At 38.5% G+C, this 26,341-nt stretch carries 31 protein-coding genes and 2 pseudogenes; 3 read left to right on the top strand and 30 right to left on the bottom strand.

Going from position 1 to position 26,341, the window contains the following annotated elements; genetic code table 11:
* Positions 1-106 precede the first annotated feature (106 nt).
* Positions 107-286, top strand: a complete 180-nt coding sequence (locus tag J7E37_RS21130) for a hypothetical protein (RefSeq protein WP_214783266.1) — start codon at positions 107-109, stop codon at positions 284-286.
* A gap of 141 nt (positions 287-427) precedes the next feature.
* Here the strand turns inward: J7E37_RS21130 and J7E37_RS21125 are convergent, their stop codons facing one another.
* From J7E37_RS21125 to J7E37_RS22675, 21 genes and pseudogenes are all read right to left on the bottom strand, one after another.
* On the bottom strand, positions 428-667 hold the full coding sequence (locus J7E37_RS21125; protein WP_215026950.1) for a hypothetical protein: 240 nt from the start codon (positions 665-667) through the stop codon (positions 428-430).
* A 75-nt stretch (positions 668-742) separates the two neighbouring features.
* On the bottom strand, positions 743-1,618 hold the full coding sequence (locus J7E37_RS21120) for a proline iminopeptidase-family hydrolase (protein ID WP_215026947.1): 876 nt from the start codon (positions 1,616-1,618) through the stop codon (positions 743-745).
* Positions 1,619-1,730: 112 nt separating this feature from the next.
* Positions 1,731-2,555, bottom strand: a complete 825-nt coding sequence (locus J7E37_RS21115) for a VanW family protein (RefSeq protein WP_215026945.1) — start codon at positions 2,553-2,555, stop codon at positions 1,731-1,733.
* Between the two features lie 160 nt (positions 2,556-2,715).
* On the bottom strand, positions 2,716-3,636 hold the full coding sequence (locus J7E37_RS21110; RefSeq protein WP_215026942.1) for a DMT family transporter: 921 nt from the start codon (positions 3,634-3,636) through the stop codon (positions 2,716-2,718).
* A gap of 112 nt (positions 3,637-3,748) precedes the next feature.
* A complete protein-coding gene (locus J7E37_RS21105; RefSeq protein WP_251009808.1) occupies positions 3,749-4,348 on the bottom strand; it encodes an aminoglycoside phosphotransferase family protein in 600 nt (199 codons plus the stop codon).
* Positions 4,349-4,377: 29 nt separating this feature from the next.
* Positions 4,378-4,620, bottom strand: coding sequence for a hypothetical protein (locus tag J7E37_RS22175; protein ID WP_251009807.1), 243 nt, complete (start codon positions 4,618-4,620; stop codon positions 4,378-4,380).
* Between the two features lie 68 nt (positions 4,621-4,688).
* Positions 4,689-5,321 (bottom strand): hydrolase, encoded by a 633-nt coding sequence (locus J7E37_RS21100; RefSeq protein ID WP_215026939.1) that lies wholly within the window; start codon positions 5,319-5,321, stop codon positions 4,689-4,691.
* A gap of 148 nt (positions 5,322-5,469) precedes the next feature.
* Positions 5,470-6,177, bottom strand: coding sequence for a class I SAM-dependent methyltransferase (locus tag J7E37_RS21095; RefSeq protein ID WP_214783244.1), 708 nt, complete (start codon positions 6,175-6,177; stop codon positions 5,470-5,472).
* Positions 6,178-6,197: 20 nt separating this feature from the next.
* Complete coding sequence (locus tag J7E37_RS21090; protein ID WP_215026936.1) at positions 6,198-6,425, bottom strand: hypothetical protein; 228 nt, start codon at positions 6,423-6,425, stop codon at positions 6,198-6,200.
* 100 nt (positions 6,426-6,525) lie between these two features.
* Positions 6,526-6,702 (bottom strand): amino acid transporter, encoded by a 177-nt coding sequence (locus tag J7E37_RS21085; RefSeq protein ID WP_214783238.1) that lies wholly within the window; start codon positions 6,700-6,702, stop codon positions 6,526-6,528.
* Between the two features lie 71 nt (positions 6,703-6,773).
* On the bottom strand, positions 6,774-6,941 hold the full coding sequence (locus tag J7E37_RS21080) for a hypothetical protein (protein ID WP_214783235.1): 168 nt from the start codon (positions 6,939-6,941) through the stop codon (positions 6,774-6,776).
* A 67-nt stretch (positions 6,942-7,008) separates the two neighbouring features.
* A complete protein-coding gene (locus tag J7E37_RS21075; RefSeq protein ID WP_215026933.1) occupies positions 7,009-7,428 on the bottom strand; it encodes a GNAT family N-acetyltransferase in 420 nt (139 codons plus the stop codon).
* A gap of 138 nt (positions 7,429-7,566) precedes the next feature.
* Positions 7,567-8,490 carry an alpha/beta fold hydrolase gene (locus tag J7E37_RS21070; protein WP_215026930.1) on the bottom strand — a complete coding sequence of 308 codons (924 nt, stop codon included), beginning with the start codon at positions 8,488-8,490 and terminating at the stop codon, positions 7,567-7,569.
* 160 nt (positions 8,491-8,650) lie between these two features.
* Positions 8,651-8,887: an SdpI family protein gene (locus tag J7E37_RS22565; RefSeq protein WP_215026927.1), complete on the bottom strand. Its 237-nt coding sequence runs from the start codon at positions 8,885-8,887 to the stop codon at positions 8,651-8,653.
* Positions 8,888-9,269: 382 nt separating this feature from the next.
* Positions 9,270-9,809, bottom strand: a complete 540-nt coding sequence (locus J7E37_RS21060; protein WP_251009806.1) for an NUDIX hydrolase — start codon at positions 9,807-9,809, stop codon at positions 9,270-9,272.
* Between the two features lie 40 nt (positions 9,810-9,849).
* Positions 9,850-10,614 (bottom strand): class I SAM-dependent methyltransferase, encoded by a 765-nt coding sequence (locus J7E37_RS21055; protein ID WP_215026921.1) that lies wholly within the window; start codon positions 10,612-10,614, stop codon positions 9,850-9,852.
* A 62-nt stretch (positions 10,615-10,676) separates the two neighbouring features.
* Positions 10,677-11,192, bottom strand: coding sequence for a hypothetical protein (locus J7E37_RS21050; RefSeq protein ID WP_215026918.1), 516 nt, complete (start codon positions 11,190-11,192; stop codon positions 10,677-10,679).
* Between the two features lie 84 nt (positions 11,193-11,276).
* Complete coding sequence (locus J7E37_RS21045; protein ID WP_215026916.1) at positions 11,277-11,732, bottom strand: hypothetical protein; 456 nt, start codon at positions 11,730-11,732, stop codon at positions 11,277-11,279.
* Between the two features lie 47 nt (positions 11,733-11,779).
* Positions 11,780-12,643: a phosphotransferase family protein gene (locus J7E37_RS21040; protein ID WP_215026914.1), complete on the bottom strand. Its 864-nt coding sequence runs from the start codon at positions 12,641-12,643 to the stop codon at positions 11,780-11,782.
* 87 nt (positions 12,644-12,730) lie between these two features.
* Positions 12,731-13,357, bottom strand: a complete 627-nt coding sequence (locus J7E37_RS21035; RefSeq protein WP_215026912.1) for a histidine phosphatase family protein — start codon at positions 13,355-13,357, stop codon at positions 12,731-12,733.
* An 85-nt stretch (positions 13,358-13,442) separates the two neighbouring features.
* Positions 13,443-13,630 (bottom strand): annotated as a pseudogene (locus J7E37_RS22675) (hypothetical protein); the annotation flags it as partial.
* A gap of 122 nt (positions 13,631-13,752) precedes the next feature.
* On the opposite strand from J7E37_RS22675, the gene J7E37_RS21030 reads away from it, so the two are divergent.
* Positions 13,753-14,697, top strand: a complete 945-nt coding sequence (locus J7E37_RS21030) for an EamA family transporter (protein ID WP_215026910.1) — start codon at positions 13,753-13,755, stop codon at positions 14,695-14,697.
* 334 nt (positions 14,698-15,031) lie between these two features.
* Here J7E37_RS21030 and J7E37_RS21025 read toward each other — a convergent pair whose 3' ends face one another.
* From J7E37_RS21025 to J7E37_RS21005, 5 genes are all read right to left on the bottom strand, one after another.
* A complete protein-coding gene (locus J7E37_RS21025) occupies positions 15,032-15,217 on the bottom strand; it encodes a DUF4177 domain-containing protein (protein ID WP_215026908.1) in 186 nt (61 codons plus the stop codon).
* A 67-nt stretch (positions 15,218-15,284) separates the two neighbouring features.
* On the bottom strand, positions 15,285-15,836 hold the full coding sequence (locus tag J7E37_RS21020) for a GNAT family N-acetyltransferase (RefSeq protein WP_215026906.1): 552 nt from the start codon (positions 15,834-15,836) through the stop codon (positions 15,285-15,287).
* 165 nt (positions 15,837-16,001) lie between these two features.
* Entirely contained in the window at positions 16,002-17,135 is a 1,134-nt protein-coding gene (locus J7E37_RS21015; RefSeq protein ID WP_251009805.1) for a M14 family zinc carboxypeptidase, read from the bottom strand.
* 1,020 nt (positions 17,136-18,155) lie between these two features.
* The gene (gene paiA, locus J7E37_RS21010; protein ID WP_215026903.1) at positions 18,156-18,671 is read right to left on the bottom strand and encodes a spermidine/spermine N(1)-acetyltransferase; all 516 of its coding nucleotides are present in this window, start codon (positions 18,669-18,671) and stop codon (positions 18,156-18,158) included.
* 58 nt (positions 18,672-18,729) lie between these two features.
* On the bottom strand, positions 18,730-19,122 hold the full coding sequence (locus J7E37_RS21005; RefSeq protein ID WP_215026900.1) for a DUF4440 domain-containing protein: 393 nt from the start codon (positions 19,120-19,122) through the stop codon (positions 18,730-18,732).
* A gap of 283 nt (positions 19,123-19,405) precedes the next feature.
* On the opposite strand from J7E37_RS21005, the pseudogene ggt reads away from it, so the two are divergent.
* Positions 19,406-21,178 (top strand): annotated as a pseudogene (gene ggt, locus J7E37_RS21000) (gamma-glutamyltransferase).
* A 328-nt stretch (positions 21,179-21,506) separates the two neighbouring features.
* On the opposite strand, the gene ftsZ reads toward ggt, so the two are convergent.
* From ftsZ to J7E37_RS20980, 4 genes are all read right to left on the bottom strand, one after another.
* Entirely contained in the window at positions 21,507-22,751 is a 1,245-nt protein-coding gene (gene ftsZ / locus J7E37_RS20995) for a cell division protein FtsZ (RefSeq protein ID WP_215026897.1), read from the bottom strand.
* A gap of 363 nt (positions 22,752-23,114) precedes the next feature.
* Positions 23,115-23,543: a hypothetical protein gene (locus J7E37_RS20990; protein WP_215026894.1), complete on the bottom strand. Its 429-nt coding sequence runs from the start codon at positions 23,541-23,543 to the stop codon at positions 23,115-23,117.
* A 114-nt stretch (positions 23,544-23,657) separates the two neighbouring features.
* Entirely contained in the window at positions 23,658-24,008 is a 351-nt protein-coding gene (locus tag J7E37_RS20985; protein ID WP_215026892.1) for a cell division protein FtsK, read from the bottom strand.
* Between the two features lie 285 nt (positions 24,009-24,293).
* Positions 24,294-26,288 carry a S9 family peptidase gene (locus J7E37_RS20980; RefSeq protein WP_215026889.1) on the bottom strand — a complete coding sequence of 665 codons (1,995 nt, stop codon included), beginning with the start codon at positions 26,286-26,288 and terminating at the stop codon, positions 24,294-24,296.
* Positions 26,289-26,341: the final 53 nt, after the last annotated feature.

The following is a 26,341-nucleotide window of genomic DNA, read 5'->3' as shown; positions in this document are numbered from 1 at the left end:
TTTTCATTTTAATTACAAACCCTCACCCACTCTAAAAAAAAGACATAAAATGTACTCTCCAGGCGAAACTATATAAAACAAGGATTCATTTCCCAGGAGGATAATTATGAGAAAAGTCAAATGCATCAATAATGAAGGCTTAGAGCTGGAATTCAACGTAGGGGACCAATATGAAGTTGATCGAGAGTTTGAAGCGACCTATATCGTCACAAATAAACTTGGCAAAAAGCATACAGTATTCAAAACTCACTTTGAACATGTTGAGGAAGCTGATCCGGCTATCTAGTCCCTCCCCATTTGAACATATTGATCCGCTAGGGTGGCAGCATCCATTAGCGCAGTTAAATTTTCTTCCCCGCAACCCAATCCACTCCCATCATTCCAAGACCAACAAAAAAACCTCTCGACATCTCGAGAGATTTTTTCATTATGCGTATTGGATTCCAGCAGCCTTGACCTTATTGAGATCCCCGGAACTGCAAGGTGTAACGCCGTATGTCATGCCGCAGCTTGGGCAGTTTGTGATGACCGTTTCCATCGTGAACATTTCACCGCATTCGCAAGCAATCTGGTGCGCGATACGTGGCTTTATCTTTTCCTTGCCCTTGCTTTTCACATGGTCAACAATCGCTTTGCCATCTTCTAATCTAGAACATCCACAGCTCATGAGAAAAAACTCCTTTATGACTTAATTAACACTATTAACATAGCATAAAGGTTTCACAAGGGAGTATAGCAAAAGTCACACCTGCCGATCTTCTTTCATAAGAAAATCACCAATCACCTGCAGATATTCTTCCGGCTCTTCCATATATGGCATATGGGCACTTTTTTCAAAAACATGGAACTCTGCTCCTGGTGTCAACTTGGCGTAAAACTCCGTCGATTCCGGAGTCGCTTCATCATAACGGCCGCAAGTATAGAGCGTTGGACTGTCGATTTCATTTAATTGAGAGGTACAATCAAATGTCTTGAGATTTCCCTTCACCGTAAATTCTGAAGGTCCCCACATCGTTTCATACACAACAGGGTTCTTCATGCCCGCTCCTGCCTTAAGCCATTCCAAATCTGGCTCACCGCGGAAAACGAATTGCTCATTAAACTCTTTAATTGCAGCCTTAAACTCTTCAGAATCGGTCTCTCCGCTTTCTTCGCAGCGCAAAATGGTTTCCTGCACCTCAACTGGCAGCTTGGCGATATTATGCTTCTGATCCTCTTCCCACATCGGGGCACTCAAGCATGGACTTGAAAAAATGACACTCTTTACTCCAATTGGCTTTGTCAGAACATAAGCCGCCGCCAATGTCGTACCCCAGGAATGTCCAAGAATATGTACTTCTTTGAGCTCAAGTGCCTCCCGAACTTGCCCTAGCTCCTCAACGAACCGTTCAATCTTCCATAATGAAAGATCATTCGGACGGTCCGACTTTCCGCAGCCAAGCTGATCATACATTACCACAGGGCGATCCTTTCCAAGCGCCTTCAATCCCTTTAACGAATAAGTCGAAGATCCTGGCCCTCCATGTAAAATAATCACAGGTGTCCCTTCTGCTTCCTTATTGTAAACCTCATACCAGACTCTTCCGCCAGTAACCTTAACAAAACCTTCTTCGTACATATGTAATCCTCCTATATACTATTTTCACTATTTCCAAAGCTTGCAACACGTTCTACTTATTTATGAGCATAAATTCTGTATGACCTTGTAAACTAACACAAAAGTACACACATCAAATATTTTTGACAATGTCTTGCTCCAGCAAAGGTTCATACATCATAATCGCGTGATTTTCTGTAACGAACTGATCATCAATCTGTATTTTATCATGGTTATATACTTTACGATGAATTCGATTATGCCTGACATATCCTCCCCAATATTCTAAAGTGATTGCGTGCTCACGTTCATATACTTCATATGTTTGGAGTGGAGGTGAATCTGATCTCCATTCACCAACTAAATGGGTGTCATTTAGATAAACTACTAATTGATAAGTGTTATTCGTTTCATTTTTAATCTGTAAGTCAAGATAATTATAAGCACATGTAGCTCCACTTCCAAAAGGTTGACTTCTTTTGGAATCGGGAAAAACATCATAGCTATGGCGGTATCTTTCAGTGACGGTTAAGGGAGTGTGTAATGTCATCCAATAAATCAAATTCGATAGTTGGCATAGCCCCCCACCTACCCCGGTAGTGACTTTGCCATAATGAAGGATCATTCCATCCACATACCCTTTACTTTTCGTTGTATTGCCAAGTAAACGCCAATAAGAAAAGGTTTCCCCTGGCCGGATGATGATTTTGTTCAGCTTTTGAGTAGCGATTTCGAGATTCTTTACCTTATTATGCTGTAACCACATATCTACATTCTTCAATTCCCGAAGGAGTAAAGTTTGATGGGCAAACACCTGATATTTCAGCGGATGAACTTCTTTTTTCAAAGAGAATTTCTTGTTCCCAAAGATCCAATCAAAATATCTCTTGGAACGGTAATATTTTTTTCCAAGATAAATTCTTATTGGGCTTCTTTTGATTGGCTTTAAAGATTCCATAATGGCCTCCTTACAATTCTCTATACTAAAAATAAACTAACATACTTAATTCAATACCTAATAAATTCGCCTAAACAGCGTCATTTCCTTTTTCGCCGAGCATATAAAAAAGAGTGTCCCAATCGTTACGAGACACTCTTTGCTTAGTCTATTAGTAATACTATGCTTCTTCAGCCACTTGTACTGTTTTCTTTTTCGAAAAAGAAGTAATGAACACTCCGGTAAAAACTAGACATCCTCCAATGATCTGTGGCACGGAAATCACCTCACCAAGAACAAAGAAGGCGAACAGGGTTCCAAACACCGGGATGAGATTCAAGGAAATCGATGCCTTCGACGGTCCAATCATCGCAACCCCTCGATTCCATAATAAAAAAGAACAAATCGACGGAAAGATTCCTATGTAAAATAAAGCAGTCCACTCCTCAAGACCCACCGTACCAACCGGAACAATTGACAGTTCGACCGCCACTGCAGGAATCATCAGCATAAATCCGATCGCTAGGGTAAAACCAAATATTGCCAGAGAAGGGAGTTTTCCTGAGATCTTTTTTATATAAATGGAATACAGTGCCCATGAGATGACCGCCAGCACCATAATTAAATCCCCAACATTAAACTGCAAGGCCAGCATTCTTTCAACCGAACCATGTGTGATGACGACTAGCACCCCAAGCATCGAAATCGCCATTGATATCCAATACTTCAGCTCCATTTTTTCTCCAATCAAGAGTGCGGACAGCAGGAAAATAAACAATGGGCTCGTGCTGTTCAACAAAGTTGCATTGATGGCCGTCGTATAATTGACAGCCCAGTAGATCAGCAGATTGAAGCCAATCACACCCGTGACGGCCAGGAACAAAAGCAGCTTAAAATGCTCCCGGAGTGAAGCTCTTTCATTTTTGAACAGTCTGATGATCACTGGAGACATAATCAGTACCCCAATCCCCAGACGAGTGAACGAAATCGTCACCGGCGGAAGGGAACCAGCGAGGAACTTTCCCGCCACGGCATTGCCGCCCCAAAATAAAGCAGCTATAACCAGCAGCAAATACGGTGCCTTTCCAAGTTTCTGGAGCATCTCTTCTTCCCCCTTCTTCCCCAGTTTATTACTTATTATCATACAGATTTCTTAAATGTTCTTAGGCAGCTTTAGGATTTTTGCAAAAAATCCCTTTAAGAGAAGAAGAATCCTACCTATAGCCTTTGATTCCATTTTCAAAAGCCTGTCGATCGTCATTTTCAATCCCATGCAGCGCCTCCTGCATCGCGAAAGTACTTTTATAAAAATGAACACGGTTAGCTATTTCCTTGCCGTTTGGATATCGATCAATACACATATTTAAAAAATCTTCGCCATAGCTCGCAAGTATTCCTACAAAGTCATATGCCGAATCCCCTACACCAGAGCCGCCAAAATCGATGATCCCGGAAATTTCACTTGTTTCTTGGTTCCATAAGATGTTGGATGCACCGAAATCCCCATGTATCAATGCAAGATTTATATTTGAAAGTGACTCCGCTTTTAGTAAATTCTCGAAGGATTCTGTTACTGCCTCTTGGGATTCTTTTCTCATAAAAGGAAATAATTTATGTTTAATTTTTTTATAAAGATCACTCATTTCCTCACGTGGATGACGTAAATCCAAATGTAATTCACAAATTGCTGTTTCTCCAGAGGCAGAATGTAGTTCTGCAAGTAAAGAAGCCAGTTGTGATGCCAGCCCTCTAACCTGCTCATCATTCTTGATTTCGAGCAGACTGTCTTTCCACAAAGGATTGCCTTCAATCAAGTGATAACCACTAAAAACCTTTCCAGGTTCTAACTCGTCAAAAACTCATAAACTGGAACTGGGATTGGCAGAGATACTTTATTTTCTATGTATCTCAAAATCTCGGTTTCTCTTCTTAATTGCACGATCTCTTGTTCATATTTTGGAAATCGGAAGACCAGAGAATCATTAACAACAATCACGTCATTATTCTGGCCGATTTCATTAACATAAAAATCCTTAATGATCAGATTAGGGTAGACACGCTGTATACTTTCGATGAATTTATTCATTAATAAAGCTCCCTAAAAAGTGATTATATATAAACAAAATTAACCGTTTTGTGTGAATAACTTTATGGTCATCTGTAGGTTTGTTTTTTAAGAATCGGTTTGATGTTCAGTATTCCCTGATCAACGGATGTCTCTATATAACCCACCATCTGATTAAAAGTAAAGACATTAAGCTCTTCATCTATGACTTCTTTATCGTACTCCATGTCTCCTAATACATAAGGAACAAATTTTTCAACATCTTTGGAAGTGACTTCTTCCAAGTCGATGATTGAAGGAAAATGAATAAAGGACTTCCTCAATTCACCTGTTAAGCCATAGTGTTCTAATAACTTTCCATTTAGTAATCGGAAATCATTATGATATAACTTATATAGTCCTTCATCGGCATCCATTCTGTCCTTTAACCAAGAAAGATAAAATCCTCTTAACCAAATATCATCAGCAATTAAATGAGCAAAGTACCCCAGTATATAAGGATGATCTATTTGCGAACCATATTTATGTATAAACCCTTTATAATCAACACTTCTTGAATAATCGTGCACATCCCCTATAAAGAAATGTGATAGATTTTTTTCATGGTGTGAAAAAACAGCATCAGGAGCAATGCTTCCAAGCAAAAATGAGGTCTTGTCCTCAATTGATAATGCCTGTGCAATTTTTTCCCCAATAATCGAATGCATTATTCTTGATCCCAATAATACTCTCCCCTTTTATTCCTTATCATCTATTTTATTTCAATGAAAACATAGAGGATTCCTTTGTTTTCCGAATTTTTTTAAAAAAGCTGCAACACAACCTTTTCCTGACCAGTCGTATATTTCAATAACACGGTCGCTAAAGACATTATTTCAAAGAGGCTTTAATTATGAGAAATTGAGGGCTGTTCATAAGCGTTTCATATTTTTCTGGTGCTTTTGCCTTGAAGTTCATTGTAGGCTTTGGTTCAATGACTTTTTCAATTGAGAAATAGTTCAGAGTTTCGTTCAAAATTATATGCAGAGGTCTTCGATAAAAGGGAACCTCAAATGATTTCCCTTCTTTGATCCAGTTATCAATAATCATTTCAGTAGAGAAATAGTGAGCATTCTGGAGTAATTTCACATCTGTAAATGGATGGTGAATGGAAAACAAAAATACTCCATTCGGCTTTAGGACCCTTTGAAATTCACTAAAAGTAAGACTCCAATCCTTTATATAATGAAGAGTTAAAGAACTAATAATAAAATCAAAAGAGTTATCTTTAAAGGGCAAGTTTGCTTCCAGATCCAAACAGAGAACAGTGGCTTTATCTCCAACACGCCTTATAGTTGAACGAACCATCTCAGGGCTAATATCAGCTGCAACCACATTGGCTCCTCTGCTGGCTAATTCCTGAGTATACCAGCCCGCAGCACAACCAGCATCAAGAATATCCATATTAGTTAAACTTTGTGGTAACTGTCTCAACATTGAGGGTCTTTCATATTCGGTATTATATAAGCTTTCTATGTCCACTGTATTTGTATAAACACTGGCTAGGCTATCGAAGGTGTCTCTTATTTTATCCTTCATACTTCACCTCTTTTTAAAAATTAATTTCTCTTTCTCATTAAATAGACTAAAAAGCCACTTAAAACAAATAAAACCGCCCCACCTAAAACCTTTACAAACGAGACACCAATTTGAACAGTATCACCACTTGCCTGTTTTATCTCGTTGACTGTCCACCAGCTATTAATTGAAGATTCATATATTGCAAAGTACAGCCATATCAAAAAACAGATAATAACAAATAAAATGACACCGGTTTTTCTAATCATTACTTGCCCCTTTGTCTTCAAAAATCACAGTTCTTGTGCTCAACTTCCGCTTTCGCTTAATAAAAAGCCGGCTTTAAGCAGCCGGTTAGAGAGTCGATTGTTACGTCAAAAATTTAGCTATAATGATAAAGAGTATAGATAGTGAAAAGAAGCCGATCATGAAATATCCAAAATATCTTAATGGTTTCGGTAAACCTTTTATATCTACATTGGTTGGGTACCCTTCGATGTTACTCATATGCTCCATTGCGTCATTAATGGGTTTTTTATCTGACATGTTAGCCCTCCTTGATATAGATACATCCTCATATTTAATATTCAATTCTTTCCGGGCAATTCCTTCCTAAGCTAACGAGCTGACTCATCATCTCCTGAAGGGTTGTTATAATAGTAATTTTTTATGTTATTACCAGAATTATTGCCAAAACCATTCTTTGCTGGAGAGATCAAAAATCCTAAGACCATACCCATAGAAAATGCCAATGCTGTATACGTAAAAACTCCACTTTTTCTCATCCTTAACTCCTCCTTTTTAATGGTACACGCCATAACAATTCTTAGTATAAAAAAATCGAACAAGTTATTATATAGATTTAAAGTAAATAATCTCTGGATCGTCTTCATCTAAATTTTCAATAAAACCACTCTGTATGAATCCATTTGCCTTAAAAACTTCTTGCATTTCGTGATTCGATTTATTCGTTGAAGAAAAAATTTTCAACGTTGGGGAAATGCTTGTGAAATATTCAATAAGCGATGTAGCATATCCTTTTCGTCTTTCAGTTGGTTTAACAATGATCAGGGATATAAAGCTACAATCAAAGAAACGAGTATCAAATATTAAAAAGCCAACAATATGATTCATATCTTTGACAACTATACATCTCTCGTCTTCTATCGAATTCCTTATGTATGCACGCCTTCTATTGTTGCCGATTACTCCCTCATCAATTTTCACAATACTGTCTAGATCAAGGAGTTGAGCTATCTCTAAAGATTTCAAAATGCAATCTCCCTTAACTTTTAAGATTAAGTCATATCCGTCATATACTTGTCTCTCCGTTATTTGAAAAAGCAAAAACAAGGCTAAATGTAGTAAGAAATCTTTTATCCAGGCTTTATGATTCGCTAACATCTGTTATTAGAATGGTTGATTTCTTCTTATCATTTTTATAATACTGTCTATTACAATCTTAGGATTTTCGAGATGGACTGAGTGCCCCGTGTCTGCTTCAATTTCTTCTGTATTGCTGGTTAACTCGGTTAACAGCAGCTGATTTTTCTTCCAGCTTTCAGGTTGGTTTTTTGCGCTGATCACAATAACTGGTAAATCCTGCCGCAATGGTTTGGCAGCTAATAGTTGTGAAGCGGATGTAATGGAATCCACATATTCTTGGTATGCTGATTTATATGCGCCTAGCGTATATCCGATATAGTTAAGTGATTCATCATATTCCTTTGCAAGGAACTTCCTGCCTATCTTCTGTTTTAACACTCTTGGTATACCGACTAATGAGGTCACATATCCAAATGTCACTAGCCTCTTAAATTTCTTTATACGTTTAATATTCTCCTGAGAAAGCATATACTGATTCTCGTGTGCAGCATCCTCTAAAACAAGGCCTACAACCTCATCTGGGTACATACTTGCAAAGAGTCTCATAGAAAGAGCACCAAATGAATGGCCGACAAGTATATAAGGTGGTTTTATTTTGAGGTGACGAAGGATTTCCCTTATTTCCTCGACACTATCTAAAGAGGTCATAGTTTTCCTCTTCGTCTTGCTCCATCCGTAACTCCCTCGATCGTATGAAATGACACGAGCAACCTTAGAAATTTCTGGTTGTATATAACACCAATCAATTGAGGTTGAACTGAACCCTGCTTCAAGTATGACAGTGACAGGTCCATCCCCGCTTACAATTGCATGAACCTCTGACAATTTTGTTTTAATGATCTGTCCAGGCGGGCTAACTTTGTTTTTTCTATTCATAGATAAGTTCCAAAGTGTAAGGGGCAAACCAATAATGCCTAATGTATTTCTAGCTATCGTAGGTAAACTCATTATTCCCTCCATTAAATACCAAATCTTTCTCTGTAGATTATAATTCGATAATAATTAAAATGATTCCTTCCTTTTTCCATCTGGGTAAAAAAAATGCCGCCTGATTTTGGCGACAGCTTAGTACAATAACTTTTACAGCCGGTATTTAAAATCTTTAACTTCATGACTTTGAGATTTTGGATTCAACTAAAATAAAAATAAGTAATATTGAAACGCCTAGCGTTATTAGATTTATAATTGTACTTTTAAAAATAAATGAAATTAAATGTATTACTATTCCGAAAATAATCATTAAACGGCTGCTATATTTATTTGCTTTATCCCAATTTTTCTCCCTTCTCATTGAACTCGCAGTTCTAGATCCATAAAGGCTATTAATCTTTTTCGGCGGAAACAAAGATAGTATGATCCCAGCTATCGACTGTCTAGATAAAAAAGTGTTTCAACGGTGGCTATTGGAACATGAAATCGATTGTCTAGATGGAAAAAGTGTTCCAATGAAGGCTATTGGAACATGAAATCGATTGTCTAGATGTAAAAAGTGTTCCAACCGTGGCTATTGGAACATGAAATCAATTGTCCAGAAGAAAATGGTGTTCCAACGGTGGCTATTGGAACATGAAATCGATTGTCTAGATGTAAAAAGTGTTCCAACGGTGGCTATTGGAACATGAAATTATGATAATAGCTCCAAATAATAACCCTTCAATTATGAGCACTCCCCCCCATTTAATTAGCATTATAAAATTCTAAGTTGTTCCATAGAATTCAAGGAGTTTTCAGCAAAGAAAATCCTTTGCCATATAATAGGCGTTTGCTGTAAAGAGCTGGGTTTTAATTGAATTTTCTTTTAACGCCTTTCCAAACTCAAGGAAATCAATCAAGTGGACTTTAATATTTTCATTGTCATCTAAATCTTGATCCGATTCTTTATAAGCATCAGTAATAAGATAAGTTATGACTTTATTAGTTTGAGTGGCTGGATTGACCATGTATTCACCTAATTTTATTGGCATGATGCTTGATGTGAATCCCGTTTCTTCTCTTAATTCTCTTAGTATTCCTTCCTCGTATGTTTCGTTTTCTTCCATTTTGCCAGCAGGAATTTCTAAATAGAATTCACCGCCAGCATGGCGATATTGTTCAACAAGTACAACCTTATTTTCCTTGGTGATGACGATGGCGTTAACCCAATCAGAGTATTCATTTACATAGTATTCATTTTGAACAGATCCATTTGGAAGTTGACATTCATCCATTCTCAAATTTCCAAAAGGCGATTTATAAAGATACTCTGACTTTAATATTTTCCATTTCATAATGTTCTCCATTCAGTTTTATATCATTTGGCTTACCAGTTTACTTACTAGCAGCAATAGTAAATTCCCATGGGATATTTTCGCCATTCCACCCTCGATGTTCTTCGAATTTTTTCAGTTTAAACCCTGCTGCAATGGAAGCATTAATGATTTCACTGATCGTGTAGTATCTGACACGAACTTCAGGGAAGTTTCCTTGCTCTTGCTCACCAAAAAAATGTTTAAAGGCTACATCTCCGCTATGTATCTCTTCATCAAAATAGTTATCTTCAACTCGGTACTGACCGTCTGTTTTCTTCGTAATACATTTTCTAAAAGGATGGAAATCGCTTAAAACCAACAAACCATCAGCTTTTAGCATTGAAAAAAGCAAGGACAATAAGCGGTTAAGATCGTGGAAGTAATGTAAGATGCCGCCTTCGAGATAAAGCATGTCAAAGTGGCCGCCATATTTGTTTTGATCGATATCATATAGATCTGTGACAATATACTCGATAGATGTCTTTGAGTGATTCGCCAACTCTAAAGCATACTGTTTATTCTCCTCTGATATATCAAATACGATAACTTCCGCACCCAATAAAGCTAAAGGCACTGCTTTTCTGCCATTTGAACCACAAAGATTGGCAATCTTTTTTCCAGCAATGTTATCAAAATACGACTTGTGTTTCTTTAGGTGTTCTAGCGGATTTTCAATAAGCCGCTCAGCCAAATCCTCTGGTTTTCCATAACGCCTATTCCAAAATTCATACGCCCGATGTTCCCAGGCTTTCTTGTTTTGATCACTTGCACTACTGATGCTCATCTTTCATCACCTTAAAATATTCTTTTTTATTTTGATAGAATCCTAACTTCCTTTAGCAGATTTTAATCGGAAGAGCGGTTGTTAACCCATTCTTGTATTTTGTGAAAAAGTTTAGGTTGGGAATCAGCAGTTATTTTCTTTGGCTTGAAACCACCGAGTTCTACCACTTCTATGTGTACCTCTCCCTCTATCTGTATTACGCAATAATCTTCAAAAGGTGTGGCTAAGATTCTTACATTTTGACCAGGGTACAGTTCTTGAATAGCATCAAGGTCTTGTGGTGACAGTTCCCAATCTTTTTGGACTTTTGGCTGTTCAACCTCGTCTTTGTCGTTTGCCATAGCATGAGCACTGGAGCCGTTCTGAGAAAGTTGTAGGTGAATTTTTTGCAGCAAGGCAATGACTTCAGAGAAACCTATGAAAAGCATACCTGTGACAAAGCCGGAAAACAAGGCGGTTAAACTCATCCCTCCATTAGATTCTCCGGGACCCTCAATCGTTGCAAGGATAAAGCCGCCTATCATAACTGCGAACCCTATGATGCGGAGCACTTTGGCAACTGAATTTTGTATTTCCACTTTTTCTCCCCCGTTTCTAGCACTGAAATCCCTATACATTATAGTGATGTTTTTCCAAATCATATAATTTATCAATAATTTAAGTTATTTCCCTTTTATTCTTTTAACTAATATGTTCAAAAAAGTGAGTCCAGTTGCCAATATCCCCAGGGTGTAAAAATTAATGAAAATCGTGTTCGTAAACTGATTTAACCAGGGATAACGATATATTTTTGAAGAAGGTTCCTTTGGGGTACCACCTAAATCGTTTATTAGATTAGCAGCAAATTTATATTCTAAAATACAAAACATGATAAAAAGAGCAATTGCTCCGAAACCAATCATCATCGTAGGGCTATATTTTAATTTCAGATTGCCTAAACCTTTCCACAAACTTATTGCAAAAAAGATAAAGATGATAAGTGCTGGCCCGACAAATAAAAGCCCTAAATTGCCATTCCCAGATATCACATGAGGTTTAAATGTAAATAAATCCACCAGGTAAATAAACACAACACTTAGTACGAACCACCATACTATTGATTTAAACCTTGATTTCATACGAATCTCCTTAGCTTCCCTTGTAATGGTCTCTATACCCCATCACTTTACTGTAAAAAATCGTTTAATCTCACTAAATTTTCTTCCAGGAACAGAGCGTTTTTCTCGATTCCTCGACGCTTGCACCAACCGATGCTATTAAAGGCATCTGTGAATTGATAAAAAGGCAGGATAATGTCTAAGTCAATCAATGGCCTGATGCTGTTATATCCTTCTTTATACGAATGATAGAAGGCAGGATTAAAACTTAAAAAATCACGATACAGCTTTGTGAAATCACCTTCTGTAGAACCAAATCGGACACTCTCAAAATCAATCACTCCTGACACTTTATTACCGTCAACGATGATATTGGCAGGTCGGAAATCCATATGCACAAAGCTTGGTCCATCCGGAGATGGCAGCAGATGCTTCATATTCTCAAATTTTTCAATCGCTTGTCGGTATAATTGTGGATCCAAGACACCTTTTACATCCTCAGCAAAACTGTAAAATTGCTTTTCAACAAAATCAGACCAGTTCATAAATTCATTTTTTATCCCAGTTAACACCTTATCAGCAGGCGGTTGAATGGTATGCATCTCAGCTTGAAGGACTCCCACTTGAAACGCTACTGTTGGCGGTGACTCCAATGTCAAAGAGCTTCCTTTCAGTTCAGATAATAAAAAAGCACCAGGGAACTCTTCATCACCTGACCAATAATCCAAAAGCTCAGGAATGGCCACTTTTCCTTTTAATATTTCATACGCTTCTAGCTCCCGCATAAATTTCAGTTTTGTATAAGGAATTTTAACGAAAACATTTTCACCTTTTGACAAAGTACTTCTATAGACTGTTGAACTATGAGAATCTTCAACCTCATTCATCGATTGTTTCCGAATTCCAAATTGCTGAATGACTCGATCTAACATTAAGCATCCCTCCTGATTTATTACCTTTTTAAAATCCACCGATTATCGAAGAAAAAGCCACCTTGATGGCAGCTGAAAATTTGAAGATTATTGATTAACGGCACTAGGAGATTTATGAGAAATATCTCCTTCCAAAACGATCTTATATTCACCTTCGTTCATTTCAACAATTGATAGGCTCGTATCATGAATAAAAGGCGGATCCCATAATTCTTCAATAGGTGAATCTTTAAAAATAGTAAATAAAGTTTTGATCATGACAGAATGAGTAACGATCAGAATGTTACCTGTTAAGTGGTCGTTTTTAATTCTTTCTAAGATCTTTAACGCTCTTTCTCTAACATCACTGTAGGTTTCACCGCCAACTGGAACAAAAAGTTCTGGCGCATTCCAAAAATGTTCGATCTCTGCAGGGTTTGTTTCTTTAATTGAATCCATCGTTTGACCTTCCCAAATTCCCAGGTTCATTTCCCTAAGGTTATCATCGAAAATAACAGGTATGTTTCGATCGCCTTTTACCAGTTCAGTAGTAGTTTTTGTTCTCCCGCTAGGACTCGAGTATACCGCTTCAAATTCAATAACCTTTAAGCTTTCTCCTAAAGACTCTGCATTTTTCTTGCCATTGTCCGTCAGGCTTGAATCCAGCCATCCCTGCATTCTTTTTTCCGTATTCCAGATTGTTTCTCCGTGCCTCGTAATGTATAGTTTTATCATAAAAAGACTCCTAGTATATTCTCTCTTCTTTAATTCTTTTATTTTTCCAAAAAATCCTTCTTTTAAGATGGATAACTATAAATGATCAAAAAAATGACGTGTAAACTGAACAGTTTTGCCACGCCTTCTGATATATTGATTTTCTCTTTTCACCTAAAGTATTTTTATGCTTTTTGTATCCCAATAGTGTCATGTCCATCGATTTCCGGAACTTATCAATGAAATAGCTTGTGCTGTTAAAACTACTTGGCAGGCAACATCTGTGACGGTGGAATTTGGTTCCCACCTCAATATTCTTGTATTTTTAATTCGATTTAAGTATTAATTCAGAGCTTTTCTGCTTATCATATAAACTATCATATACTATCCTTATAATTAAAGGTGGAGAACCAACTATGAATAGACGAAAGGGAATATTTCTAGTCATAACCGGAGCGGTGTTTTGGGGGATTGGTGGTACAGTTGCTAAAAAGCTTTTTCAAGATTTTCAGATCGATGTAAACTGGCTGGTAACGGCCCGGCTGCTTATAGCTGGTTTTTTACTTTTAACAGTTCAATTTTTCAGAGGTGATCGTTCCCAAATACTTGGTGTTTGGAAAAATCGAAGCACAGCTGTCCCTTTGATGATCTTCGGCTTACTCGGTATGCTGGCGGTTCAATACACATATATGGCCTCAATAAAACATGGAAACGCTGCTGTAGCAACGCTCTTGCAGTATCTAGCACCGATAATGATCATCGTATACTTAATTTTACGTAAACAAACAGTCCTCACACGCAGAGATATGTTGACTGTTTCCCTGGCTTTAATAGGTAGTTTCTTCTTATTAACTAACGGCTCAATTTCTCAATTATCTGTGCCGCCACCTGCCATTGTTTGGGGTGTGTTATCTGGCGGAGCTTTAGCGTTTTATACTCTATATGCCATTCCATTACTAAAGCAGTTTGATTCACTTGTCATTGTGGGTTGGGCGATGATCATTGGTGGGTTTGCATTAAGCTTGATCCATCCACCGTGGCAAATGAACTTTGAGACATTGAATTTAGAAGCTTATTTATATTTAGTCTTTGTCATTATCTTCGGTACGATGATTGCATTTTGGTTCTATATTGAAAGCCTGCAAAGTCTTCAGGCAAAGGAATCAAGTCTCTTAGGCAGCATTGAGCCACTAGCCGCTGTACTAACCACGGTCTTTTGGCTAAAAGAACCCTTTGGTTTTTTCCAATGGGTTGGTACAGCTTGCATCATCGGAATGATTCTTTTGTTGGCTTTGAAAAAAGAGTCTAGTCCCGAAGCCAGCCAGCACCCTATAAAGGAAGAACCGCTCAGAGTCAGCTAAAGGCATTGCAAATATTGCAATGATTTTACCCTATAATCATGAATATATTCCTTAAGGAATTTTTAAAAATGTGTTGTATAAAAAATAAACGGAAGAATTCCGCTTAAATTAGAAACAAGCCTTGTTTCCTTCAAAATAAGGGGAATTTTTCCGCTTATTGACTCAAAATAGTTGGATTTTTTCAGTTTTATATCAGTTAAACGGAAATTCTCCGCTTATTTCTTCTTCATAAACGTCATTTTTTACAATAGCCGGAAATTCTCCGCTTATGCATTCTTATACCCACTCGAATATCTGATCATCCGTTCGCCTCTCAAACTGAACGGTTTATAGACTAATCCTGAACCGGTCTTTCAAAGATGATCTCATAAGAAGTAGGTTTTCCGTGGCCATTGTACTGTAAAGGCAACACCTGTACCAATCTCCAGCCCTCAGCCGCATACTCACTAATAGTTTCCTGATGTGTTGGCGAAGAGAAAAATCCTCCGAGTGAAGTTTCTACAAATTGATATTCGTACATTTTGACACCTCCAAGTCTAGTATGTTTAATTACGATCCATTGCTAAAAACGTTTCAAGCTTCTTACGCTAAATACCCACTTTGCTGTAAAATTCATTTTTAAGAATGCTCATTCTTAACCGATCGACAAATTCACCGTTTCTTAATCGGTCTTCTCTCAGGATTCCTTCTTCTATGTAACCCATTTTCTTATAAGACTTAATGGCTTTTTCATTATCTATCTCCACTCTAAGCCATATCTTATTTAACTCCAATTCTTTAAATCCCCATAATAGCATTTCGTTCATTGCTGATAAGCCATACCCTTTACCCCAGTAACTTTTATCGCCTATCGCAATACCTAACTCTGCATGCTTGTTTAACCTATCAATGTTCTTTAAATCAATCCAGCCGATGTGTTTACCCTGTTGGGTCATGATAGCTTTTTGTTCATATCCATTTGTCTTAGTCATACACATTTTTATCCATGTTTCTGTCTCTTCCATGCTGAAGGGAGGATATTTCTCTGGCATATTTAAATGTTTGGTTACTTCTTTGTCCAGACACCAGATATACCGATCCTCAGCATCCTGTAAAGTTAGCTCCCTTAAAACTACCTTTGGGAATAACGTTGTTTCCATTCCACTTCCCCCAATACAATTAACCATGAAATAAACTCTATGACTCTATTATAAATGTATTCTGGAACTTTATTGCTAAAAATACCAATTATTCCATTAACTTTTTCTTCCTAAAAAATCCGCGAAAAAAGAGAGTGCCTTTTACGACACTCTCTCAAAAGGATATTAATACCTGTTGTCTGCTCCTGCAGGGACGACCCCATTATAATCTGTAAAGTATCCAGCGAGAGGATAATACGGGATGTTATACCAGTCATCTGGGTTCACTTTCTCAACTTCACCGGTTACATATCCATGGACCAATGACTTCAATGCCAGGTAATTCTGCTTTGTCAGGTAGCCATTTGACTTTTGGCCAAGGCTGCCATCAGAAGAATTCCCTTTTGTTTCGAAAAATACTGCAGGATGGCTATGGCCTTCAGGATTCAAGTTATTGTAGTTTAGCCCCATCATCATCGCCGAAACAACACCGCCCCTGATATCGATATCATAGCCGATTCCTGCTTCTCGATTCACAGCAACCTGGTAACGGTCAATATGGGTGTATCCGTAATCTTTCAACTCATCATAAACATACGCCATCATTTGCTTGGTGATTTCGTTATAGCCGGTACCAGGCAATGTTGGCCCGTCTGGAGCAAGTGAGATTCCAAGGGAGAATGACGTGGATTCGTTCGTGCCATAAACTTGTTTAAACCCCTGATGGTGAAGGTCTATCGCAAAATCAGGGTTCACGTCTGCCCAGTAGGCATAAACCACTCTGGATTCCACTGCTTCAAAACCAGCTGCCGTCCAATCACGATTAAGATCAATCAATTTACCGCTATTCGCAAGTTTGGTTTGACGCAGGTTCATTTCTGCTCCATCCGGATTGTACATGGGGATGAAATAAAGTGTAGACTCTTCCAGAACCCTCTCAACATCCTTCTCTCCGCTCTGTGCGTAAGTCTTTAAAAGCTGGAGTGCTGCTTCGGTAACCAGTTTCTCATTACCGTGGATTTGGGCTTGGATCCAAATTTTCTGAGTGCCTGTCCCAACTTTTGCGACATAAATGCTTCGACCCTGTTCTGACTTCCCATACTGGTCGAGTGTAAAGACATCAACCTTTCCTTTGCTTGTTCTCTCGAGGTCTTCAAGGATTTTGACAACTTCCTGGTAAGACAGGGTGCTGTTAATGTTCGTATTGCCGTTCGTGGATGGTCCCCCAGGCTGAAGTGCTGCATATGATGCAGAGCTGAATGCAACCATAAGGATCATAATAGCCGATGTAATTTTTACTAACCTCTTAAACGATTTCATTTATGTACCCCTTCCGAAAAGTCGTCGCCCCCTTCATATCTCCCCTCCTTTTTATACCTTTCGGGACGCTAAATAAATGATAGTTTAAGTTAGTACTATATTAATAGTGTAAAAAGAATGAATATTTAGACAACAAAAGACAAACTTCTATTTGGACTTTAGACCTACTAATCACTTAAAGATCAGGGTTAACCGGGTGGCATGACATTCTTCGCTTACATACATAACAGTATTAATTTTTGCAGGACGCACAGAGGACCCAAAAGAACATCGTGCGGATAAACCGCTCGGGTAGGAATTTATCGTCACATTAAATTGAATATTGGGCGGATCATACGCCTGGGATGGAATTTATCGTCACATTAAATTGAATATTGTGCGGATAAAAAGCCTGAGAAGGAATTTATCGTCACATTAAATTGAATATTGGGCGGATAAAAAGTCTGGGATGGAATTTATCGTCACATTAAATTGAATATTGTTCGGATCATACGCCTGAGATGGAAATTATCGTCACATTAAATAGAATATTGTGCGGATAAAAAGCCTGAGATGGAATTTATCGTCACATTAAATTGAATATTGTGCGGATAAAAAGCCTGAGAAGGAATTTATCGTCACATTAAATTGAATATTGTGCGGATAAAAAGCCTGAGAAGGAATTTATCGTCACATTAAATAGAATATTGTGCGGATAAAAAGCCTGAGATAGAAATTATCGTCACATTAAATTGAATATTGTTCGGATAAAAAGCCTGAGAAGGAATTTATCGTCACATTAAATTGAATATTGTGCGGATCATACGCCTGAGATGGAAATTATCGTCACATTAAATTGAATATTGTTCGGATAAAACGTCTGAGATAGAAATTATCGTCACATTAAAAACATAATGTGAGAAAAAAGCCGATCATATGCAGGTTTTTATCCACCACTGGCATATAGTCGGCTTTTTTTAAGTATAGGTTATTTACATAAGTTAAGAAAGCTGATCATCTATTGGTTTTAATCAAGTCACATTACAGTGTCTTAGTCATGATGAAGTCTATTTGTTCATCATCCCCCATGTAAAAAGAGTGCTTTCCAGTTTGGATAAACCCCAACTTTTTGTAAAAAGCGATGGCATTTTCATTCTTTTCCCATACACCGAGCCAGATTCTCTTTTTACCGCTGTCCATAGCAATTTCCATAGCCATATTAAAAAGATACTGGCCAATCCCAAGCTTCTGAAATTTATTTTTCACGTAAATTCTTTCAATTTCAATAGAGTCATTACCCATTTCTTCAGTTTGAGCATCATTGGTATTAACCTTCAAATATCCAGCCAATTCATCATGGTAATATACGAAAAAGAATTGTGATGAAGGATTGGATAGCTCGCCTTCCAGTTGTTCTAAGTTAAACGCGTTCTTCAAATAGGCACTCATATTCTCAGGAGAATTATGTGCCTTAAAGGTTTCGTTAAATGTTTCGATACTTATGTCTTGAAGCGTTTCTAAATCTGCAAGAGTACAGTTTTGTAGTGTTATTGTCATTTTTTTGCCCCTCTATACAATGCTATAACCCAATTAATAAAAAATATTTTCCGGAATTTTACCAACCAGAAGAATATCTCTCCATATGCTGTCTATATAACCTCCAGCCTTCCTGTTCTTTTTTAAATATTTCAATTGCCAATGCACTTGCTACTTTCTCACCAGATAAATAGAAATCGATTATTGTTGAATAAATAATTTCATTTTCCGACCGACAATTTCGAGTTAAATCTGTATATTGCCATTGAGGATTTTGCCCTTTATATGACTCAAAGGTTTCAATATTTGATCTTTTATAAGAGTCCCCATTATAAACCTCGTAATCCCGGTCATTGTAATATCCAAAATACCCAATAAACTCACTTGAAATCCATTTGTTCACTTCATTCACATCACTGGTGTTTAAAACAGAACGATACTCCTCAACTGCTTTGATCGCTTCGTTTAGCATGAATTCACCTCCATATAAAGAAACCTCTTGTATATTTATTCCATTTGAAACCTACGGATTCCTTTTTACCAGACAATCGAAAATTTAGAACACACAATTAAATTGAGGCTCAAAGCTTAATCATTCTTTTGCCCTAACTTGTAGAGGTGCCTTTTTTACTAAACTTTTCAGTACAGCTAGTAATAAAGATTTAAAATTGAGAAAATTCAGCTAATTATTTGCTATCAATCTCTCTTTTCCCCTAACATGAGGATGATTCCAAAATTAAACAGGAGGGATTCACATGAAAAGTTTCTTACGTACTGGGCTATTTGCTCTGCTAAGTGTTCTGTTGCTCGCCGGTACCATGCCTGCAGCGGGACTGGCTAAAAAACCGCAATTCAGCTACGACCAGTACAGCCAGGTTGATGTTGGCAAAGATGGTATGGTTGCAACAGCCCATCCTCTTGCATCTTAGATTGGTGCCGAAGTTCTTCGCAAGGGAGGAAATGCGGTTGATGCTGCTGTTGCCATCCAGTTTGCACTGACAGTAGTAGAGCCCATGATGTCCGGAATCGGCGGCGGCGGTTTCATGATGGTTTATGACGGAAAAACAAAGGAAACCAAGATTGTGAACAGTCGCGAGCGTGCTCCTGAAGGCGCGACACCAGATATGTTCCTGGATCAGAACGGAAATCCAATTCCTTTCTCCACTCGATCAACTGGCGGTACAGCAGTGGGAGTGCCGGGTACGCTGAAGGGGCTCGAAACAGCGCTTGAAATGTGGGGAACTCGCCCGCTGCAACAGCTGATTGGACCGGCCGTTAAGCTCGCTGACAAGGGATTCCCGATTGATTCGGTCCTGGCAGATGCGATTGCGGATAATCAGGACAAGTTATCAAGATCTGCAGCAAGTGAGGTCTTCCTGCCTGGCGGAGAGCCACTTCAAGAGGGAGATGTTCTTGTTCAGGACGATTTGGCTAAAACCTTTAAGCTGATTCGCTCGCAAGGTTCGGATGCATTTTATAAAGGAGATATCGCCGATGCGGTTGCAGACGTTGTCCAGGAATTTGGAGGTTCAATGACTTCAGAGGACCTGGAAAAATATGATGTAACAGTGGATGAGCCAGTGTGGGGAGACTATCAAGGCTACGAAATTGCCAGCATGCCACCACCAAGCTCAGGCGGTGTCTTCCTGCTGCAAATGCTGAAAATCCTTGATGATTTCAATCTGTCACAATATGATGTTAGATCTGCAGAAAAATATCATCTTCTGGCCGAAGCCATGCACCTTGCCTACGCGGACCGAGCAGCATACGCTGGTGACCCTGAATTTGTCAATGTGCCTGTGAGTGGACTTCTACACCCGGATTATATCAAGGAGCGCCAGGAACTGATCAGTCTGGATTCAGTCAATCAAAATCCAACAGCCGGCGACCCTTGGAAGTACGAAGATTCCGAAGCCAACTATGCAAAAGCAAGCCAGCCAAATGATCGGAAATATGGAGAAACAACACATTTTTCGGTTACAGACAGATGGGGAAATGTCGTCTCCTACACAACAACCATTGAACAGGTTTTTGGAACAGGCATCATGGTGCCTGGTTATGGATTCATGCTGAACAATGAATTGACCGACTTCGACGCAGTCCCAGGCGGCGCGAATGAAGTCCAGCCAAACAAACGCCCACTGAGCAGCATGACACCGACTATCGTTTTTGATAACGAAGGTGAACCAGTCTTAACCGTAGGCTCCCCTGGAGGCCCGACCATCATAACATCAGTACTGCAAACCATTATCCATGCAATTGAGTACGATATGGAACTCAAAGATGCAGTCGAAGAGCCAAGAATCTATACCAACAATCTTAATTCCTATCGGTATGAAAAAGGCATTAGCGCTGATACGATTAGCCAACTGAACACGATGGGCCATAAATTTGGTCCTAGTCCAACAACGATTGGGAATGTACAAAGCATTCTCATCGATCGTGAAAATGGTATTTTTAAAGGAGTTGCTGACTCAAGCAGAAACGGAGCAGCAATCGGAGTCAACCTGAAAGGCAAACGAAAATAAACCAAAAGAAGGTGGGAGAGTTCCCTTACAGATTCTCTAACCTGTCAAAAGCTTAATCTATGCAAGGGAAATAGACCATTGAATATAGTAGTATTTGATGGTCTATTTTAATTCATCTTTTATAATATAATAAAATCATCCCCTATAAATTTTTCCGTTCAATTTTAAAAATGGATTACATTGAAACTACAATGTAATCCATTTTTTAAGTTGTTTATATTGGTTACCAAACCTAATCTACTCTTACTATTAATTATAATTATAGGCTTTAATCTTTTAATTTCTCATCTTGTGAACAATCACACCCGATTGGATTCTTTTCGAAGGTTTACCGCCTTCTGCTTCGCTTCCGCAAGAACGCTGGAATATCATGCGAGTCATCTGGCTGCTGAGTACCACGGTCGTAATTTGCTGGCTCCTCGTAGGCAGGCTGCTTGCTATAATGGCCGGACTGTCCGTACTTGCCGGATTGGCTGTAGTTTTGGGGTTGACCGTAATCCCTCGATTCTGCATAAGCAACAGGCTCTCGCTGTCTCGACTGAGCCTGGTATTGTTCACGGGAATTGGCAATCATGTCTCCAGGACGGCGCGATGTGTTCGATGGTGGTGCTACCTCCTCATCATGATCGAATCCGGTAGCAATTACAGTCACCATGATTTCATTAGTCAGGTTTTCATTGATAACCGACCCGAAAATCATGTTTAACTGGTCATCTGTTGCAGCCGCCACAATATCGGCCGCTTCCTGGACTTCATACAAACTGAGGTTCACTCCGCCGGTGATGTTCATTAGCACTCCTTTAGCTCCATTGATGCTTGTTTCAAGCAGTGGTGAGGAGATGGCCTTTTTGGCAGCCTCAGCAGCACGGTCATCGCCTGAAGCCACTCCAATGCCCATGAGCGCCGTTCCATTATGGGACATAATCGTTTTCACGTCAGCAAAGTCCAGGTTAATCAAGCCTGGTACCGCAATCAAGTCGGAAATGCCCTGGACACCCTGTCTGAGGACATTGTCCGCCTCACGGAAGGCTTCAAGCATCGGCGTTTTCTTATCGACGATTTCCAACAATCGCTCGTTTGGTATGATGATTAAGGTATTGACAGCTTTCTTCATCTCTTCAATTCCGGATGCCGCATTTTGCGCCCGCTTGCGGCCTTCAAAAGTGAACGGACGAGTCACTACTCCAATAGTTAGTGCGCCAAGTTCGCGCGCAATATGGGCTATCTCCGGTGCAGCTCCAGTCCCGGTTCCGCCGCCCATTCCGGCCGTTACGAACACCATGTCAGCACCTTGCAAGACATCCCTGATCTGCTGCCTGCTTTCCTCAACAGCCTTTTTACCGATTTCAGGATTTGCTCCGGCCCCCAGGCCTCTGGTCAGCGAACCGCCGATTTGCATCGTGACCTCCGCTTTTGACATGTTGAGAGCCTGCGCATCTGTATTCACGGCAATGAACTCCACTCCCTGCACGCCGTCCTCAATCATCCGGTTCACGGCATTATTTCCGCCGCCGCCAACCCCAATTACTTTTATAGTGGCAAATTGATCGATATTAGCTTCAAATTCTAGCATATGTAGTCCCCCTAATTAGCTTCTGATATTGCCCCCTATTTTTCTCTGTACCTATATACTTCGTGACCGGATTGGCAATTCCGTCTTTTTCTGCGAATTGTTAAAGAACTGTAATTCTACAGTAATAATTAAGTAGTTTAAGAATCTTATGTACCACACATTACTCTTCCCTTCTTTAATCTTACAACTAAAAAATACTTTATTTGGAATTACGGTTCTTATGATCTTGCATTTTTACCTGAATATGGAATAAAACAAAAATAGCGTTAATCCTTTTCCAAGCAAAAAGGGATAATTAAAAAATGTCCAAACCCATATTTGCCAAGGGTTTGGACATTTAAGCATTACTGGAGAATTTAGAAATTACTTAGCATTAATCTCTTGTTCAAGTTTTTCTATCACTTTATAATCCAGAGGAGGATTCAATACCTTATGAATTCCTCCCCCTGCAACAATATCCCGTTCAAAGATATACCAACCTAAATCTCCATCTTTATATCCGAGGTATAGTTCAAACTTTTCACTCGGATGATCTGAACTATAACCTCCATTAGTCGTAAGCCTTACCCGATATTGACTAAGAAAGTCTGCGAGTTTCTTCATTGTTTCATCGTCTGCTTTTGAAAGTTCAAACTGGCCCTCGGGCCTTGTATTCCCAAGCACAATATATATTTTCTCAACACGGTTTATATCTACTAAATCAGCTAAATTTTGCACGCGATATTTATAAAGATTAAAAGAAATGACGGCAATGAGTATTAATAACAAAGAACCATACAAATATCTCCTCAAAATTTTCACCCCCCATCTTTTTAACGGACAACCTTTCTTGTTATGCCCCCTTATGAACAATAACAAGCTCCACGAAGCAGTAATCTCTACGGGATTTACGCACTTAGCCAGTTTTTATACTATTAGCTCATGGACTACGCCTCTTAAATACATAAATAAGCCTATTAAAGCTAAACAAAAACCTATAATGAAAGTCCATGGATTATCTTCTTTTTCTCGATCAAATGTTCCACAAGTTAAGAAACAAAAGATGATGGTTATAATGGGAAAAGCAACATAAATCGGTCCAAAGGCAAAAGAAACCCCACCTATAAACATCGATATAATACCAAAAGGGTTTTGACCTTTAATACGATTTATATATTCCCTATCTGCTTCTGAAAGGCCATCATGATCACTACTGTAAAATCTCTCTTTTAGTTTTGTTAATCCAAAAAAATCACTCTCTTCGTTAAAGAATTTCATAAGCCCCCCTATACTTTAAGCTCAATTTTCAATTACAACCGGGTTTAAGTAAAATTTTTCATAAATTAAAAAGTACGGCAAACCTAGCAGGAATAAAAAACAAAAAAGATTACAAAAAAACTTTTGTCCATATATAAGAAGTAAGAATAGTTATGTTAATAAGATTGTTATTTCTTTGTTTCTTGTGCTCAATCGAAAACTGAATAAGAAATATTAAAATACGAACCACTATAAAAGTTCACTAATAATCTCAGGAATTAATTCAACTTATGGCCCACTTGATATTTAATCCAAGAACCTTAAGTTTTCGATGCTCTCTCCAAGGATATAGTGCGAAAACCATATCAAATTTTGCTTCATAATAGCCACATTCATTCCTGGCTGGTCAGAACTATATGCCATACCTTTAAATATGATTAATTCTGTATCCACATCCATATCCCTTAGTCCTTGATATAGCTCATTTGCATTTGAGTTTGGAACTCTCGCATCCATTTCGCCATGCTGGATTAAAGTGGGAGTGCGGGCTGATTTAATATATGTCATTGGTGAAGTTTTCCTATATATCTCTGGATCATTCCATGGGTTATTTCCTAGGTACATCTTAATAACATTAGGTGTGTCTGTATTTACATAATGGTTACTCCAATTTGTAATTCCTCCACCGACTGAAACTGCCCTAAATCTATCACTATATGTAGAACAGAAGGCTGATATATATCCACCTTGGCTCCACCCCATTACCCCTGCTCGGTCCTTATCTGCAATACCCATGTCAACAAGTCTGTCTACCCCGGATATGACATCCTGGTAGTCACCAATTCCCAGATTTCTATAGTTTGCTTTTAAAAATTCACTCCCATATCCTGAACTTCCTTTATAGTTTGGTTCTAAAACGATAAAGCCCTTTTCAATAAATTGCTCAACAGGATATTTTTCATTGAAGCAGCCTGAATGGATCGGGAAAGATGCCCAATTTGGACCGCCATGGATAAGTACCAATAAAGGATATTTTTTATTAGGATCGAAGTCTGCCGGCGTAGATAAAACCCCTTCTATTACAAGATCATCACTGCTTTTCCATGAGATGATTTCCCTGTTACTTTTAAGCTTTCCTTTGAAAAAGCTATTTTCATTCGTTATCTTTTTTTCATCTAAATAGATTTCAAAGGTTTCATTTGCTGCAGCCTTGCTATAGGATAGATGATTTCCATCCTTTGTTATGGATGCTTCCAATATAAAACCATCAGCTTTTTCGCTTAACATTTCCACAGTGCCATTCTCAGATAATAACCCAATAAGATAATTAGTTTTATTCTGGCACTTAATTAAAATCCCTTTAGCTGTCCACCGTAATGGAATAACCGTACTATCAAAATCTTTTAAAGGCTGAATGACCTCTCCGCTATTAATATCATGTATGTATAGTGTACTGTCTCCTATGTGCGTCTTATAATAACTTTTCTCCCTTATGCTTGCTGAGTAGCATATTTTGTTGCCTTCAGGAGAAATGCAAACACTCGTACCCAATAGTTTATCAACATTCATCTTTTGCAGCCCGCCAGTTTTCATATCTAGTATATATAGGTCTAAATTCTGCTCATCTTCACCAGACGGGCTTGGTGCAGCCATAAACACAACCTTTTGTCCATCGTTAGAAATATCAAATTCATAGATATGAAAATCCTTGCCGTCAGTCAGTTGATGCGGAACGGTTTTTACATTAACCTTACCAGCATAACTAGAATCTTCTGGACCCTCATATGTATTTTTTATTTCAATGTAATATAAACAATGGTTCTGGTATTCCTTGCCTACATGTTGGAAGTCTCCATATATCTCCGTGCGTTTCTTGACTTCCTCGGATTCGTTTGACTGCGCAACATAATAAAAACCCTTGCCAGCAGGATCCCATTTGAATCTACTTACTCCTTCTTTATCATCAGTTATTTGAACTCCTCCTAAGCCATCTAATGACTCAACAAAGATTTGATCTTTCTTCTCATACCCATCACCGACTGAACTAAGGTATGCAATATGTCTAGAGTCTGGTGACCATAATGGCGATGTACCCTCTAAACCGTTGGTTGTTAATGCGTAACATTTCCCCTGACTTTTTTCATATATCCATATGTGATTCCTATATTTATTACCTTCCCAGTCAGCTGTATTTTTGACAAAGGCGACGTTTTTGCCATCTTCACTTATGTTTATGCCTGATAAGGTTGGTAATGAAATAAGCTCTTCTATTGTAAGATATGATTTTTCATTCATTGTCATTAATAAATCTCCTAATCTTTATTGCTATTGTCCAAGACTTGGATGATAGCTAT

This window comes from Bacillus sp. ISL-39 (assembly GCF_018613295.1).
In the GTDB taxonomy this organism is placed as follows: Bacteria; Bacillota; Bacilli; order Bacillales; family Cytobacillaceae; genus Mesobacillus.
Note: the sequence above shows the minus strand (reverse complement) of the source record. Positions and strands in the feature narration are given on the sequence as shown.